The 15843-nt window shown below is 69.2% G+C and carries 13 protein-coding genes and 1 pseudogene; 8 read left to right on the top strand and 6 right to left on the bottom strand.

Features of this window, described 5'->3' with window-relative positions; all coding sequences use genetic code 11:
• Positions 1–474, top strand: a complete 474-nt coding sequence (locus tag KBX63_RS04620) for a hypothetical protein (protein ID WP_210908490.1) — start codon at positions 1–3, stop codon at positions 472–474.
• 377 nt (positions 475–851) lie between these two features.
• On the opposite strand, the gene KBX63_RS04615 is transcribed toward KBX63_RS04620, so the two are convergent.
• On the bottom strand, positions 852–2024 hold the full coding sequence (locus tag KBX63_RS04615; RefSeq protein WP_256442939.1) for an ISAs1 family transposase: 1173 nt from the start codon (positions 2022–2024) through the stop codon (positions 852–854).
• Between the two features lie 365 nt (positions 2025–2389).
• Here KBX63_RS04615 and KBX63_RS04610 point away from each other — a divergent pair, with 365 nt between their 5' ends.
• The gene (locus tag KBX63_RS04610; RefSeq protein ID WP_210908489.1) at positions 2390–3169 is read left to right on the top strand and encodes a hypothetical protein; all 780 of its coding nucleotides are present in this window, start codon (positions 2390–2392) and stop codon (positions 3167–3169) included.
• 505 nt (positions 3170–3674) lie between these two features.
• The gene (locus KBX63_RS04605; RefSeq protein ID WP_210908488.1) at positions 3675–5057 is read left to right on the top strand and encodes an IS1380 family transposase; all 1383 of its coding nucleotides are present in this window, start codon (positions 3675–3677) and stop codon (positions 5055–5057) included.
• A 286-nt stretch (positions 5058–5343) separates the two neighbouring features.
• Here the strand turns inward: KBX63_RS04605 and KBX63_RS04600 are convergent, their stop codons facing one another.
• Positions 5344–5781 (bottom strand): hypothetical protein, encoded by a 438-nt coding sequence (locus tag KBX63_RS04600; protein WP_210908487.1) that lies wholly within the window; start codon positions 5779–5781, stop codon positions 5344–5346.
• A gap of 108 nt (positions 5782–5889) precedes the next feature.
• On the opposite strand from KBX63_RS04600, the gene KBX63_RS04595 reads away from it, so the two are divergent.
• Positions 5890–6207, top strand: coding sequence for a hypothetical protein (locus KBX63_RS04595; protein WP_307871611.1), 318 nt, complete (start codon positions 5890–5892; stop codon positions 6205–6207).
• Positions 6208–6446: 239 nt separating this feature from the next.
• On the opposite strand, the gene KBX63_RS04590 is transcribed toward KBX63_RS04595, so the two are convergent.
• On the bottom strand, positions 6447–7145 hold the full coding sequence (locus KBX63_RS04590; protein ID WP_210908478.1) for a hypothetical protein: 699 nt from the start codon (positions 7143–7145) through the stop codon (positions 6447–6449).
• 103 nt (positions 7146–7248) lie between these two features.
• Between KBX63_RS04590 and KBX63_RS04585 the strand changes: the two are divergent.
• Positions 7249–7422 (top strand): annotated as a pseudogene (locus tag KBX63_RS04585) (ABC transporter substrate-binding protein); the annotation flags it as partial.
• Between the two features lie 47 nt (positions 7423–7469).
• Here KBX63_RS04585 and KBX63_RS36340 read toward each other — a convergent pair.
• Positions 7470–8510 (bottom strand): hypothetical protein, encoded by a 1041-nt coding sequence (locus KBX63_RS36340; RefSeq protein WP_210908470.1) that lies wholly within the window; start codon positions 8508–8510, stop codon positions 7470–7472.
• Between the two features lie 144 nt (positions 8511–8654).
• Here KBX63_RS36340 and KBX63_RS04575 point away from each other — a divergent pair, with 144 nt between their 5' ends.
• Together KBX63_RS04575 and KBX63_RS04570 are read left to right on the top strand one after the other, a co-directional pair.
• Complete coding sequence (locus KBX63_RS04575; protein ID WP_210908468.1) at positions 8655–8834, top strand: hypothetical protein; 180 nt, start codon at positions 8655–8657, stop codon at positions 8832–8834.
• A gap of 25 nt (positions 8835–8859) precedes the next feature.
• A complete protein-coding gene (locus KBX63_RS04570; RefSeq protein ID WP_210908465.1) occupies positions 8860–10701 on the top strand; it encodes an HEXXH motif domain-containing protein in 1842 nt (613 codons plus the stop codon).
• A gap of 52 nt (positions 10702–10753) precedes the next feature.
• Here KBX63_RS04570 and KBX63_RS04565 read toward each other — a convergent pair whose 3' ends face one another.
• Complete coding sequence (locus tag KBX63_RS04565) at positions 10754–11125, bottom strand: hypothetical protein (RefSeq protein WP_210908463.1); 372 nt, start codon at positions 11123–11125, stop codon at positions 10754–10756.
• Between the two features lie 94 nt (positions 11126–11219).
• Between KBX63_RS04565 and KBX63_RS04560 the strand changes: the two genes are divergently transcribed.
• Positions 11220–11393, top strand: a complete 174-nt coding sequence (locus tag KBX63_RS04560; protein WP_210908461.1) for a hypothetical protein — start codon at positions 11220–11222, stop codon at positions 11391–11393.
• 188 nt (positions 11394–11581) lie between these two features.
• On the opposite strand, the gene fxsT is transcribed toward KBX63_RS04560, so the two are convergent.
• A complete protein-coding gene (gene fxsT / locus KBX63_RS04555) occupies positions 11582–15832 on the bottom strand; it encodes an FxSxx-COOH system tetratricopeptide repeat protein (protein ID WP_305798323.1) in 4251 nt (1416 codons plus the stop codon).
• Between the last annotated feature and the right edge of the window lie 11 nt (positions 15833–15843).

Below are 15843 nucleotides of genomic sequence, written 5' to 3'. Positions count from 1 at the left end.
GTGAAGCTGATTCGGGCTGCGGCCATGGTCCTGACCGCAGTGATGCTGGGAGGATGCTTTTTCGGCTCCGCCTCCACCGGTGATGATCGTGCTGATCTCGTCAGTGGGGATCTGGTTGGGGTGTGGCAAAACAACGCGGGTGACACCCTGACGTTCGAGCAGAATGGCCAATTTGCAGCGAACAATCTTCCGTACGAGGAGTTTGAGGACTTCCCCGGCGCCCTGCCGGGGGACTTCGATCCAGTTCGGGATAAACTTCCCGCCTCGGGGAGCTGGGAGGTGGCAGCATCGCGAGAGGATCCAAGCGGACCAAGGAACCGAGTCAAGCTCTATGTGAAGGAACTGGCCGGCCGGCCGGCCGCTGTAGGAGCCGAAATGTGGGCCGAGAAACAGGATCAATCAGTTGTGCTCGCTTTCTATATCGGCGACCCCGATCTAAGGGACCGACGGTTGTTCCAAAAGACTCCAAGGTGAATGTCCAAAGCAGGCCGGCGTCGATGCCGACGTAGCTAGAATCTTTCGACTGTGGCAGGACGGTAGCGGCCCTGGCAATTGCCAGGGCTGCTACCGTCCTGTGAGATCGTATGCCTGTACGGTGCCAAAACCGTTTTTTCAGGCTTTGTAAACGCGTGAGTGGACCTTTGAGCGTAGGCCCATACCTGAGGTGGCTGGTCTGATAGGGATAGGTCCCATTGACGGTAGGCATCGGTTCGGCGGTCGGTCCGGTCATGCCGTGCGTGGCACGGGTGACCCGTAGGCCAGGGCCCCGGAGTAGTCCGCGAATTTCCTCTTTGGTCTGATGTTGTCCTGGGTGGCGTGCCCGGATGAGAAGCAGGGCCCCGGCAAAGTCCTCAGGTGATGCCGAGCAGGGCCAGTGGTCGGTTGCTGTCGCGGGCGTGGTGGCGGTTGGCGGCGGCGATGTTGGTGACGCCGGTCAGGCGTAGGGCGCCGATGGCGGCGTTGCGCAGGGCTGCCATGACTTGGGGTCCGGTGCCGGTGCGGATCTGGGATCGGTCTTCGTCGTAGGTGACGTCGCGAACCCAGTGGACCTTGTTCTCGATGGACCAGTGACCGCGGAGCCAGGTGGCGAGCTGGGCGGGTTTGGCCTGGTGAACAAGCAGGTCGGTGATCGCGTAGACGGTTTCGGTGGTGAAGCGTTTCGGCTGGTCGAGGCGCCGGCGGCGGCGTCGGATCTGCAGTGCTTGGGCGGCGTTGAGGAAGTCGATCCCGGTGGAGATGGACAGGATTTTCAGGGTGCGGATCTCCCGGCGGCCGTGACCACGGTCGCTGTCACGGGCGCCGTCCGGAACGGCCCGCCAGGGCAAGCAGGCCAGTTGGGCGTGCAGGCTGGGCTGGTTGCCTTTGACGGTGAGGATCCAGTGGGCGCCGCGTTCGGCGAGGTAGGCGACGTGTTCGCGCTGACAGTGCAGCGCGTCGGCGGTCACCACCGTGTCGCGCAGGTCGCCGAGCTGGTCGAGCAGCGGCTGGAACCGGGTGATCTCGTTCGTCTTGCCCTCGACATCGGTACTGGCCAGCACCACACCCGTGGCCTGGTCGGCGGCGGCGAAGACGTGCCGGGCGAGCGTGTCGCTGCTGCGGGAGCCACGCAACGTCTTGCCATCCACGGCGATCGCCCGGCGTGTTCCCGCCGGCGGCGCGGGGACCTGCGCGCCGAGCCAGGCACCGATCACCACGGCCAGCCGATCGGCGTCCAGGGCCTGCAACAGCCTGCGGATCATGGCCTCTGACGGCCGCCGGCCAGGGTCGATCCCGAGCACAGCCGCGGTATCAGCAGGTAGATCAGCGACCCACTCACCGATCGCCGCATACGAGCGGTAACCAGCGACGACCGCGCAGAGCGCGGCCGCGACCACGGTTACCAGAGCATGCCGGACTCCACGCCGGGCACGTGGATCGGGCAGGGAACCCAACGCCGTGAGCAGACCGGCAGCCGAGGCCACCGCAGATGACCCGGGCGGTGCGGTCGACAACGATGAGATCAGCGATGATGGCAGCGCGGGCATGGCTCACTTCAGATAGATCAACAGGCCTCGAGAACCTCGATGATCTTCTGGAACGTCATGCCCGCCCTGCTGCCCACACCAAGGGCGCGTCTACGCCAACCACCTCAACCCAGACACCCCTCACGACTTTGCCGGGGCCTTGGGGAAAATCTAGCTTGCTTTCCTGGGCAGCAACGCGAGCTGGGGATCTTGGTTGGCCGGTTGCTCGCCTCTCAATTGGTGGCGACCTGGGGCAGGCCAAGGGGTTGGCGGATGCGCTGCTGAGGGGCGCAGAGGGGCTAAGCTCACAACACTCGGTTGTGGCGCGTGCGCGCGCTGCGGCGAAAAAAATCCCTGTGAGGCCGAAGACGCCATGGTTCGAATATGTGACCAAGGTGGACAGTTCGGCGACGGAGGCAGTGGCCGAGGCTACTCGTCGGCTGGAGCGGCTTGGGAACGACTTGCAGGTACCGGTACTCCTATTGATTGATGAAGCGCACGAGCTGTCGGAGGACGCAGCGACAGCGCTTGTAAACGCAATAATCGACAGCGAGGGACCCGTTCTGATCATAGCTGCAGGACTGAGCTCGGCTTGGGACACAATGGTATTCGACACCCTTACGCCAGCCTCGCGGATGTTCCTCCCCATCAACGTACGTCGACTAAGTGACGCCGACGCTTGCTCAGTACTTCGTGAAACCGCCGCATCCGGGGGCGTTGATTGGCCAGGCGAATTGGTTGCCGCAGCTGCAAGTTTGGCGAACAACATTCCCGCAGAGTTGCAAGCAATCGGATCGCTTCTGTGGGATTGTGGCCCAAACGTTTCGGAAGATTCTACTCAACGTAGTATGACCCGTTATGCCACTTCACGTCGCCAGATGATTAACAGAATGCTCTCCCGAATGCCCCGCGAAGCGGTTCTTGTCGCACGCGAGTTGGTTTCGCATGGCACTAGGGGTGAGAGAATTCCACTGCTAGCAGTCAGGGCTATGACCAAGGACGATGATTCCTTCAGGTCGGTAATGAATATTTTGGAACGTACTGGACTCGTGGACATCGACGACGATCAGATTGTTTCTATAAATATTGAGCTTCAGCACTTTGCGCAGTTTCTCGCTGTCGAGCCATCGAAGGCGCAAGAGTCGCCACCGGCGCTTGAAGTGTGAACGGCCCGCCTGCCGATAGTGCAGAAACCCCCGATTCCCTTTTATGCCGCTGATAGCGCGCCTCGACTGACGACCTCCTCGGAAGGGTCGGTCCGCTGCTCGATCGGGCATGATCGATAGGCATCCGGTGCGGTGTGCGTGCGTGGATGTGTCGCCCCTACTGAGCTGGTTCAGTCGCCGTGGTCTGCCGCTGCTACACAGTTCGGCGAGAGGCCCGAAGTCGGAGTGATCCGTCGTCCGAGGCCTGCCGCCCGATCTGACCTCGTTGGGCCATACGTATGGCCGACTCCGCGACGCGTCGACGAACGCTGGCGTTGCCACATGGGTTTCCTGTCCCACCAACGCCGAAGCCAAATGACGTTGGAGTGCTAGCCTCGGCCTTTCACGGCGGTCGTGATCTTGAGGGCTGAGACTGTTGGGTAGAGACAGCGAAGTGCCTACCACGTAAGGAAAACTGACCGGTGTCGAGTCGTTCAGAGTTCCATGCGCGGAAGGCACCTCGTAGGTGCAGAGTACCGATTGGTCCAGGGGATTGTCCGTCGAGGTCGGCGGTCGTGGTGTGGTATCGCATGCCGGGATGGTGCTGCTGCGCACGTTGGCCGACCGGACCGGCCTGACCGGGGCGTTGTCGCAGGCGGTGGCGCGCCGCGGGTTCACACCAGGGCGGGACCGGGGCCGCGTCCTGACCGATCTGGCGGTGATGATCGCCGACGGCGGTGAAGCGATCGCCGACATCGGCGTGGTGCGGCATCAGGGTGAGGTGTTCGGGCAGGTCGCCTCGCCGGCGACGTGCTGGCGGGCCCTCGACGAGATCGGCGACGTGCAGATTCGGCGGATAACGCGGGCGCGGGCGACGGTGCGGGCCCGGGTCTGGTCACTGTTCGACCAGGTGCCGGCCGCTTGGGCCGCCGGCCGTGAGGTCGGTGCTGGTGTGGTGGTCCTGGACGTCGACGCGACCCTGCTGCTGGCGCACAGCGAGAAAGACGGCGCGGACAAGACCTACAAGCACACCTTCGGGTTCCATCCCCTCCTCGTCACCTGCGACAACACCCGGGAGATGCTGGCCATCCGACTCCGGCCGGGCAACGCGGGAGCGAACACCGCCGCCGATCACCTGCACGTGCTGGACGAGGCGTTCACGCAGATCCCGGCCGTGTATCGGCGACACCTGCTCGTGCGAGCCGACTCGGCCGGGGCCAGCCACAGCGTCCTGGACTGGCTCACCGGCCAGGACGCGAAGCGGGGCCGCAGGGTGGAGTACTCAATCGGCTGGTCCATCACCGCAGCGGAACGCCGGGCGATCACCAAGATCCCGACCTCGGGCTGGTCGCCGGCGATCAACGCCGACGGCGGTGTCCGCGACGGCGCCCACGTCGCGGAACTGACCGGACTGCTCACCCTGGCCGGCTGGCCGGCCGGGATGCGGGTCATCGTGCGTCGGGAACGCCCTCACCCCGGCGCACAACTGTCGCTGTTCGAGGAACGCGACGGCTGGCGCTACACCGCGTTCGTCACCAACACCCGCGCCGGAGCCCTGCAGTGGCTGGAAGCCCGCCACCGCGCCCACGCCCGGGTCGAGGACCGCATCCGCTGCGCCAAGGACACCGGCCTTCGCCGGCTGCCCTCGCGCGAGTTCCCAATCAATCAGGCCTGGTGCACCCTCGCCGCGATCGCCGCCGACCTGATCGCCTGGCTTCAGATCCTCGCACTGACCGGCGACCTGGCCCGCTGCGAACCGAAGACCTTGCGCTATCGCGTGCTGCATACCGCCGCCCGCCTCGTCCACGGCCAACGCCGCCGACGCCTGCGCATCCCGTCCACATGGCCCTGGGCCTCCCACATCGCCGCCGCGTTCACCCGGATCGCGGCGATCCCAGCCCCCGGCTGACCTCCGGCCAGCCCCCAACCCACGACCGGAGGACCCAGGAGACCACGCCCGCCGACGCGACAGCCGGCCACACACCACGCCCACCCGAGCCCAGCATCGATCAACTGCAATGCAATCAGGCGGGCGGCGCCACCACGTCAGCCCCGTGAATGATCGAGGTTAAGCCGACTCGGTTTGGTCGAGCTCGGCCAGGTCGGCGGTGCCCCGCGTCCCTCGCGGCGTTGGCACGGCCCCGATGCGGCGCTGTTGGCGCTTCGGCGTCGCGGCGAGAGTCCACGGCCCGCCGTTACACGTAGCGTTCGGATGCCCACGCTTCGAGTTCTGCAACAAGCTCGCGTTTCGGCTTCCCGGTCGCCTCAGCAAGCAACTCAAGCAGATGGAATGACACCCTGTTGTTTGCGTTCGTCAAGGTTGTAACAAGAGTGCCTGCCGCTGCACCGATTGCCGAGGCAGTCTCTTCGACGGTGTTCACGACCAGCTCCACCAGTACCTCCTGCCCGCCCTCACCGACCAGCCGCCGCGCACGCCGGTAGTAGGGCTGTTCGGTGAATATCCGTTCGGCAAGAACCGAGGTGCCGAAGTCAAGCAGGTTGTTGCCGTAGACGTCTGTCCACTGCCTCAACTGGTCGCCCTCTTGGTCCGCGACCGTCGCGCCGAGAAGCGCGATGGCACCATGCATGGCGCTTCCAACGGTCTGGGCTTCGCGTACGTCATCACTGGCCATAGAAACGCCATCGTATCGAGGTCATGGCGACGGGTCGCACGCGCTCTAGACGAGTAAGTCCTAACGACCCCGGGGTGGGCATGGGCGAAGGGTGTTGAAGATCCGTTTGTGACGGCAGACGTCAACACCCTTCTGACCGCACTCTACGTGAAGATCGACGACTGGCTCGGGCGTCCTCGCCGGACGGGTAGGCCACCGAAGCTCCCCGACGCGGAGTTGCTGACCCTGGCCGTCGCGCAGGCGCTGCTCGGGGTGCGTTCCGAGGCCCGTTGGCTGCGGTTCGTTCCCGGGCATCTGCCCGGGGCGTTTCCGTTTCTGCCCGGACAGTCCGGTTACAACAAGCGTTTACGGGCGGCGGTGCCGCTGCTCAAGCGTGCCATTCGGGCGGTCGCCGAGGACACCGACCTGTGGCCCGACACGACCTAGGTCATCGACTTTGCACCGGCGGAATGCGGCCGGTCCAGGCCGACAGTGAACCGCTCCGATCTGGCGGGGTGGGCCGGGTACGGCTACTGCGCCTCGCACTCAAGGTTCTTCTGGCGGTACCCGGCCTCACCTCGTACGCAACAGGCCAGTCGGCGTCGTTGGAGAGCAGCAGTCGCGTCCTTGAGGACAAGCAATCTGCTATGACGTGGGCCCCTTGCTATACCCGACCGAGCCCATTACTAGATCGGCCTGCTGTGGACCCTCTCCCGCTCGGCGTGTATCAGGGCATCGAGGCATTCCGGGCTGACAAGTGTGGTGTTGAACGTTTCCGTCCACCCGTTCGGCAGTTGCTGGATCGTCAGGTACGGTTCGTGACCGTCCGCGCGCAGGCGTTGAATGATCGCTTGCTCGATGGCCAGGGCGTCATCCCCGGTCGTTACGGGATACTGCGAATGCAGTTCGAATCCGTATCGGCGGTGCTGCGTGATCCGGTCGTTGTTGCGCTGCTCGGCGGCAGCGACACCGATCTTCACCGCACCCAGCTTGCGGTGGACGACGACGTACACCCGGGCCGGTTCTCCGCGCTGGAAGCCGTGCCGCGCGCAGTACCGGCATCCGCGACCGGATCGGACCTTCGCCAACGTGGGACGGCTTTCCTTTCCGCAGACGGTGTGCCGGCAGCGCCATGGCGTCATCGATGTCTGGTACGGATCCAACGGTTCGAAGCCCGCCTCACGCATCGAGACTGCCGCTTTGTGAGGTTCTTCCCTGCGGGCGAGGGCCGCCCGCAGGTCGGCGCAGCGTCGGCATCCGGATTGCCCGGCGAGGATCGATCCGTACGTGGGTGAGGTGGTTCGGCCGCAGCCGGTACATACGCAATGCCACGGGTACTTGATTCCCTGGTACGGCTCCTGCGGCTCGAGGCCGAGCGCGCGCATCTTCGCTTCCGCTTCGGTGGCGTCGTGCCGTTGCGCCTTGCCGCGGGATTTGCTGACGCAATACCGGCAGGCTGATGTCGGTCCTGCTCGGCAACCGCGCCACGCCCTGCAGGCCAAGGACCTCACCGCGAAGCCCACCTGGGCCCAACTGCCGGTGGTCCGCGCCGGTCAGGTCACCCCGTGGGACGCGGTGCCCTGCTTCTCGTACACGGGCGCGGCGCCGCTGCTGGAGAACCTGGCCACCGCCATCCGCGGCGCGAAGAAGATCACCTCCTGACCGCCGCCGCCGTCGCGCTGCGTCGGAGGAGGCCGGGTCGTCTCGCGTCAGCGGTCGGCCGGCGCGTCGAGGGCGGCGAGCCGGCCGGCCAGGTCCTCCAGCGCGGGATGCCCGGGGACCAGTGCGGCCAACGCGGCCCCGAACGCCCGCCCCGGCCGCAGGTGGCGGTACGCGAACAGCGTGGTGGCCACCCCGACCATCTCTAGCCGGGCCGTGCTGTGGCGCGGCAGCTGCGCCTGCACCGCGGCGGGCAGTTGCGCGTAAACCTGGGACCGGAACGTGGGGTCGGCCATCCCCGGCACCGCGAGCAGCAGGTCCACCAGGTCGCCGTACTCCTGCGGGGTGGGCGGGGCGTCCGGCCGGCACGGGGCGGGTACGGACGTCGGCGCCGGGCCGGCGGCCGGGATGGACGCGAGCATCGCGAGCAGAGCCTGCCGGAACACCACAAAGGACCGGTGGGCGGGCGAGTCCGGCCGGACGATGGAGAAGTGGTCGCCGGGGAGCACCCCGGCATCCGGGAAGACGCTGCGCGCCGAGGCTGGGGTCACCACCCGGTCGCTCTCGCCCGCGTACACCAGCACCCGGGTCGGGGAGTCCGGGGCGTGCACGATCCGGTGCAACACCACGCGCTGGGCGTCGAGCACGGCGGCGTTGAGCGGCCGCAGTTCCCGCTCCTGCGGATGGTTGCGCATGAACAGTCGGCGCGGGGTCAGGCCGAGATCCGACCCGGCATGCGGGCAGGCGTACATGAGGACCAGACCGATCCGGGACAGCTCGTCGCGCTCCTCGGCGAGCATCCGGGCGAGGGCCCGTTGGACGACCAGCCCGCCCTGGCTGTGCGAGACGAGCGCGAGGCGCGAACAGTGCGTCAGGTCGTGCGCGAGAAACGTACGCAGGCTGTCCGCCACGTCGTCGAGAGCTGGCACCTGTCGCAGCGGGTTGGCCGAGAAGAGCGCGGTGGCGTACCCGAACGTCCGGAGTTCCACGTCGGCGAGTTCCTCGTCGTGCCAGACGAGATCGCAGAATTGCGACCAGACCTCGGTGGACGACAGGAATCCATGCACGAACACCACCGCGGTTCCGGCCACGCCGCCACGCTAACAAGGCGATGCCATGTGTGGACAACGGCAGACCGGAGCCCGGCTCGCCACTGACGCGCGAGACGCATTTGTGACAGAACTTGTGCACCCTGTGCCGGTGCCGGGGGTCGCCGGACGACATAATGGTTCCCCGTGACTCAACCGTACGCTCTCGACGTTGACTCCGAGCTGGTCGACCTCGCAGGTCTCTCGCTCGACCGGCTTCTCGACCTTGACCAGGAGATTCTCGGTCCTGTCATGAGTCGTCTGTTGCGCCGCGTCGACGATCCCGAGAGCATCACCAGTGGCTACAATCCGCAGCGACTCGACTGATACCGCCCGCTTCTTGGGAGGAACGATGACCGTTGCGGAGCTGGCGGACGGACCGGTCCGGCACCGGCTCGACCGCCGTTGTTTCGGGGCCCTCGCGGCAGGCGGTGGTGACGCCGGGACGATCGGGGAACTGCTCGCCGCCGAGCACAGCTGGCGTCTGGTCCAGTTGCGCGCCGTGCTCGACGCGGTGGCGGCGGTTCCGGACTCCGTGGGTCCACTACCGCCGGTGGCGGATGCCTGGGCCCTGCTGGTGGCCGCCCAGGGCCGGGCCGGCGCCGAGGTGGACCGGCTGATCCTGCACCCGCAAGTGGGCACCTGGGCCGGCTACGTGCTGCGCCGGCTGCGCGGCTCGACCGTCACCGCGGAGGGCCCGCTGTGGGTGGACCTCGGCTACCTGCACGCACTCGCGGCGGTGGCGGCGGTCCGTGCCGGTCTGGACTTCACGATGCGGGTGCCGGTCCGCGACGGTTTCGTGGCTCTGCCGACCCTGGGCGGGGCCAGCGTGCCGACCGGGCAGCGGTGGGACGTGGCCGAGATGTACGGCGCCGCCGGGGCGGCGACCCTGACCGTGGCCGGGGCCCGGGTGCGGTTCGACGCGGCGGGTGCCGGCACCGAGGGCTGGTTCGCCCTGCCGGCCGTCCGTGCCGAGGCCGGCGGGCAGACCCTCGCGGTGACCCTGGACTTCCTCGACCCGTACCGGAACCTGCGCACACCGACGCCGCCGGATCTCGACACGGTCGCTGCCCTCGATCGGTGGCGGGTGCTGCTGACCCAGGCGTGGGCGCTGCTCGTCCGGGTCTGCCCGCAGCTGGCCGCACCGATCGCGCGTGGGCTGTTCTCGGTGGTGCCGCAGCGGCCGGCGGAACGCTTCCGCACCATGAGCGCCTCGGCCGGCGATGCGTTCGGCAGCATGATCGTCTCCGAGCCGGAGGACGCTCCCGAGCTGGCGGTAACCCTCGTGCACGAGTTTCAGCACATCAAGCTGGGCGGCCTGCTGCACCTGACGCCTTTGCTGCGAGCCGAACCGGCCGGCCGGCTGTACGCGCCGTGGCGCGACGACCCCCGCCCGCTCGGCGGCCTCATCCAGGGCGTGTACGCCTTCGTCGGGATCACCGAGTTCTGGCGGGCGTACCGGGGCGCGGCGACCGGTGCCGCCGCGGGCGTGGCGCACTTCGAGTTCGCCCGCTGGCGGCAGCAGGTCTGCCTGACCCTGGAGATGATGCGGACCCTGCCGGAGCTGACCGAGGTCGGCCAGCACCTGGTGGCCGGCCTGCTCGCCACCGCCCGGTCTTGGTGGGACGAGCCGGTCCCGCCGGAGCTGCTCACCGCGGCGGACGCCGCAGTGGCCGACCATCGCGCCCGATGGCGACTGCACCACCGGCTTCCCGCCCCCGCGCTCGTCGACACGTTGGCCGCGGCTTGGCGCGCCGGCACGCAACGGCCCGACGTTGACGAGCCGGAGCCTCCGGTGGCGGCGGACCCCGACGCCCGCCGGCTCGACATCAGGGCGGTGCTACAGCTGTGGCGGATCACCGACCCGGACGGGTTCGAACGGCTGGGCAAGGAGCCGCAGAGCGTCGACCAGCAGGTCTCCGGAGCCACCCAGGCCGATCTCGCCCAGGCGGCCGGTGACCTGGCGCAGGCGCACGCCCTGTACCTGGCGGAGCTGGCCTCGGACCCCGCCTCGCCGGGGGCCTGGGCCGGTCTCGGCCTCACCACCGCGGCCGTCGCCCCCGGCCCGGCCGCCGACGCGTTGCGGGACCGGCCCGAGCTGGTCCGGGCCGTGTACCGGCAGGTCGCCGACGGGTCGCCGGTCAACCCGCTGGCGCTGGCCGCATGGATCGGCCCTCACCCGACCCGGGCGTAGTCGCCGAGCCCGTGGCGGTCGGCCCCGACCAGGGCCAGACCGCCACGGCGGGTCAGACCCGGATGGCGAAGTAGCCCACATCGCCGCGGATCTTCGGCCGGACGGCGACGCCGGCGGCCCTGAGGGTGGCCACGCTGCATTCGATCAGCGACCCCGCGCCCGGGCGAGGGTCTTCATCGCCTGCGAGCAGGTCCCCGGCGGTCACCACCCCGGCCTCCGCCCACGTGGCCACGTGCGGGCGCCCGGCCCGGGCGCCCTTGTAGCTGTAGGCGATCCCGTCCTTCTTGGCCCCGTACACCTCGACGTCGGTGCCGTCCAAGTCGATGGTGGCCCCACCGGTGCGCAGCACGCTTCGCCGGACGGCCGGCAGTAAACCGATAACCCGACAGGCGATGTCCCCGATGCCTTCCTCGATCCCGGCCAACTGCGCGCGCCGAACCGCTGCGCTAGCTCGACCCCAGTGGTCGAGGCCGCGTGGGCACCGCGGACAACGCCTCGCCCGCCGTATCGGCACGGCGGTGGTCCAACCCGATCCAGAACTGCGCGCCGCACATCTGCGCCTGCGCCACCGCGACCAGGAACTCACCCGCGGACAGACCCCGATCCCGCAGTTTGATCGACCCGACCGCGTCATCCAACGCGGCGGTAACGCCCAGCCGGCCGACCAGCTCGGCTACCGCAACCACACCTGAGGCCGGCGTCAGCGACGCCTCCGGTGCGCCAACGCGGACACGACCTGCCAAACCAGGTATGTTCTTCACCGAACGGGTGTCCCTCCCGCAGCAACCGATTGGTGTCTCGACAACCCCAATTGTCCCTGCTGGCAAGGGATCCGTTCGTTCATTCCGCGCGGTGTGGTAGTCCTATCCGCGGATCCGAGTCAGAGTGGCATCGGGTCCAGGTCGCAGTCGCCCCGGACGGTCGGGTCGAGGCCCGCCAGGGTCGCCGGGTGCGTCTCACCCAGCGTCCGCTCGAACTTCGGCGCGTTCTCGGCGAGCAGGCCCTCGCCCTCCGCCCCCCGGTTTAGGGCGATGAGATCCATGGCCAGGTTGCCGAGGGCGATCAGCGTGGTCGGGTGCTCCGACCCGAACACCTCCCGGGCCCGCCCGGTCGTGCGGGTGTCCAGTTCGAACGCGGCCGCGTGCTCGCCCAGCACGTACAGGTCGTTGCCGAGGTTGATCGACGCCGCCAGGACCAGCGGATGGTCCGGGCCGAGCCGCCGGGTGAGGATCGCCAGCCCCTCCTCGTTGACCGCGCGGGCCAGCCGGGCGTCCCCGCGCAACCGGTGCACGATCGCCCCGTTCAGGCGCGCGGCCACCGTGTACGGGTGCTCGTCGTCGAAGAGGCGACCATACCTGTCGATGATGTCCTCGCCGAGCCGCTGAGCGGCCACCAGGTCGCCGGTGGCGCGCAGGTCGACCGCCAGGCCGAACGCGGCGAGCAGCGTGTCGGGGTGCTGTTCGCCGTACCGCTCGGCGAAGCCGTCGCGTACCTCCTGGGACAGGGCGCGGGCCGCAGCGTGGTCCCCGGCCTTGCGCACGGCGGAGGCCAGCCGCCGCTTGGCGAGCAGCCGCTGCGTCTGGGCCGAGCCCCACACCAGCGGGAGGCGGTCGACGACGTTCTGCATCTCGGCCCGGGCTGGCAGGTAATCGCCCAGCTCGCGGCGATCGATGATGAGGTTCAGGTGGGACTCGAGGGTCTGCGCGTGGTCCTCGCCGAACAGCAGCACCCGGTGGGCGTGGGTGGCGCTGTCCACCTCGAAGGCCCGCCGCATGTTGCCGGTCAGCCGCAGGCTCACCGCCAGGTTGTGCGCGGCGTTGAGCGTGCTCGGATCATCCTCGCCCAGCGCCGCCACGTGCCGCCGGTAGACGTCCTCGTCCAGCTCCAGCGCGCCGGTGAAGTCGCCGGCGATCCGCAGGTCGGCGGCGACCGCGCCGAGGGCGCGCAACAGCTCCTCGGTGTCCTCCGTGCTGGTCCGCTGGTGCGACTCGACAATCCGGGCGTTGAGCTCGGCCGCTTCCCGCTGCCGACCCAGCCGGAACAGCATGAAACCCAGCCAGTGCCCGATCCGGAGGGTCATCGGGTTGTCCTCGCCCAGCCGCGCGCGCCAGGTCTGGTACGCCTGCTGGGACAGCTCCAGCGAGGCGTCGAGGTCACCCCACCAGTAGAGGTACTTCGCTTCGTTGTAGACCAGCTGGTGCACCCAGCCCTGGGTGGACTCAACCGCCCGCGAGACGATGACGTGCGGGTAGAGGTCGGCGTAGGCGGGCCAGTTCGCCGGGGTATCCGGGTCGTTGCGGTCGCCGGAGGCGAGTAGCAGGTGCGCGCTGGCCCGCATCGCCGTCCGCTCCGCCTCGGTCATCCGGTCGATGAGGACGGCCTGGATGAGCCGGTGCATCTGGATCGAGTTGGTGCGGTGGATGACCCGGGCCAGCGCGTACCGGTTGATGTCCCGGATGGCCCGGCTCAGGCGCATCGGGTCCCGCAGGGCCGGGTTCAGCTCGGGGTGGATGTCGGCGTTCTGCGCCCCGCTGAACAGGGTGCGTGGGATCGGCTCGGGCGCTAGGAAGGAGCAGACCTGTAGCAGGCGGAAGGCGGCCGGGTTGGATACCACGAGCCGGTCCAGCGACACGTTCCAGGCCGCCGCCACCGGCAGTTGGTAGTCCATCGGCGGGGCCTGCTCGAGCAGCTCGACCCGCTTCTCCTCGAACAGCCGCAGGTACTCCGCCGCCGGCATGCCCGTCTCGGCCCGCCAGGCCGCCGCCTGCTCCAGGGCCAGCGGGAGGTCGCCCAGCGCCTCGGCGAGCTGGTCGGCGTGCTCGTGGGTGAGCTCCGGCCCCCGTCGCTGGAGCAGCTCGATGCTTTCCGCCCGGGTGAAGACGTCCACTTCGAGCGTGCGCGCCACCCGGGCCCACTGCGGGTTCCGAGACGTGATCATGATGTTGCCGGATCCGCTGGTCGGCAGGTACGGCAGGAGCGCCTCGGGGCTCTCCGCGTTGTCGAAGATCAACAGCCAGTGCGGGTACGGCTTGCCCAGCCGCAACGCCTCCTGCACCGCGGCCCGGGCGCTGCCGATGTCCGTCCCGGCGGTCAGGTTCATCCGGTGGGCCAGCTCCACCAGGGACGCGCCGATCTGGGTGGCCCGCTCCGCGGGAATCCACCAGATCAGGTCGTACTCGCTCTGGTGCTGGTATACGTACTCCACGGCGAGGTGCGACTTGCCGACCCCGCCCATGCCGTGCAACGCGTGCGGCAGCACGGCGATCGTCCCGCCCCTGATCTGCCGGTGCAGCAGCTGGAGAAGCTCTGCCCGGCCGGTGAAGTTCGGGTTCCGCGGCGGGATGTTCCCCCAGACGGCGGGGATCCGGCCGGCGGAGGTGGCGTCCACAGGGGTCGACGACAATCCGGCTCCTTCAGTAGCAACGCTACGGTGGGCGTCGGCATCTTCGCCTATCGACATGATGACATTCGGACCCCCCGCCACGGGAGTGTCGGTGACGCCGACTTCGCCCGGCGTGTCCGGCTCCAACAGCTCGGCCAACCGGCGCGCCCGGGCCAGATAGCGGCCGGATAGTGCCCGCAGCACCGTGCGCTCGATGCGCAGCATCCCCACACTGTCCGCGGTGATCGTCCGGATCGGGCTCCCATCCGGGTCGTCGAGCACCGTGCCCCACGCGGCCAGCGCCGGCCGCGTGCCGCCGAGCCGCGCCGACAGCGCCCGCCACACCCGCAGCGTGTCCACGCGGCGACCGATGGCCAGCAGCTCCTCGCGTACGCCGGGGACGAACTCGAACGCGGGCTGTCCGGCGTCGGTGTCGGGGCGTACCAGGGGGCTGGTGAGGACCTCGGCCAAGTGCAGCGGGCTCGACTCGGGGACTAGGTCCTCCCGAACCACCCGGATCGCCGCCGGGTCCAGCGGGGCGGTCGCCAGGCAGGTGGCCAGCTGCAGCGCGGGGGGCGAGGCCCAGGAGACGAACTCGCGTACCCGCCCGGCCGCGCTCGGCTCGCCGCGCTGCGGCGCGGGCACGGCCGGCTCCGGCCCCGCGGGGGTCCGCGGGTTCGCCAGCACCGCGGGCAGGTCCGCCCAGCGCGGGTGACGGCCGGCGACCAGCTCCACCCAGGCGGCGAGCCACCGGGGGCGCAGCTCCATCACGGGTACGGGCACCCCCGTCTCGGCCACTGCATCGTCCGCCTCTGCCAGCGCCTGCAGGGGGTCGTGGTGCCGCCACTGCAGGCGTGCGTTCGCCGCCCCGGCCTGCGGTGCCCGCAGCCGCAGACGCTGCGGGCTGATGCCGCCGCGGTGCCACATCTGCTGGGGCAGCAGGTGGACCAACGCCACGGGCTGCCGAGCGGCCCAGGCGTGCAGGTGGGGCAGCACGGCGCCGGCCTGCCAGGCCGGCCCGGCGCCGTCGGAGAGGACGAGCACGATGCGGCGTCGGCGGACCGCGGGCAGGCCCGTTGACGCTGGCACCGGTCGGCCGGCCGCGGAGGCGCGCAGCACCACCTCGTCCGGGTCGGTAGAGTCCGTCGCGAGGTGGCACACGAGTATGTCGTGGAACGCCACGTGCCGGCGCAGCAGGGTGATGAAGGTGCCGACCCGGTCGGTCCACACGCTCATCGAGGGGTAGGTGTCGACCACCACGACCGCGTCCCACCGGACCCGCGGCGCCCGGGTGAACACCGGCCAGGACAGGCCGGCGGCGGCCTGGGCGGCGGTGCTCTCCTCGTCGTACTCGAGCAGCTCCCTGGCCGAGACCAGCCGCCGGAACGGGCGCAGCACGTCGGCGAGCGTCGCGTCGGCGCCGGTGGGCGCGCCCGGCGCGTTCACGGTGGTTGCGCCTGCCCCTCGGGCGACCAGGTGGAGCGGGGAGCTGGTCATTCCGGTTCCGCCGTCGGTCCGCCGCGCCACAACGCCCGGCCGAGGCGGTCCCACTCGCCGGGCCGGGCCGCGGTACGGCTCAGGTGCACGGCGTCCAGCAGTTGGTCCAGGGTCGGCGCGTCGGGGCGCCCCTGGCGGTCGAGGAAGGCGCGGATGATCTCGCCGGTGCCCTCGACGCCGTCGGGGAAGTGCGCGGCGACCACCCGGCGTAGCGTCGCCTCGTCCAGGTCGCTGATCCTCAGCCGCAGGCAGTGGCGCAGGAA

The sequence above is a fragment of the Micromonospora sp. U21 genome, from assembly GCF_018070045.1.
Lineage (GTDB): Bacteria > Actinomycetota > Actinomycetes > Mycobacteriales > Micromonosporaceae > Micromonospora.
This window is presented reverse-complemented; position numbering and strand designations above follow the sequence as displayed.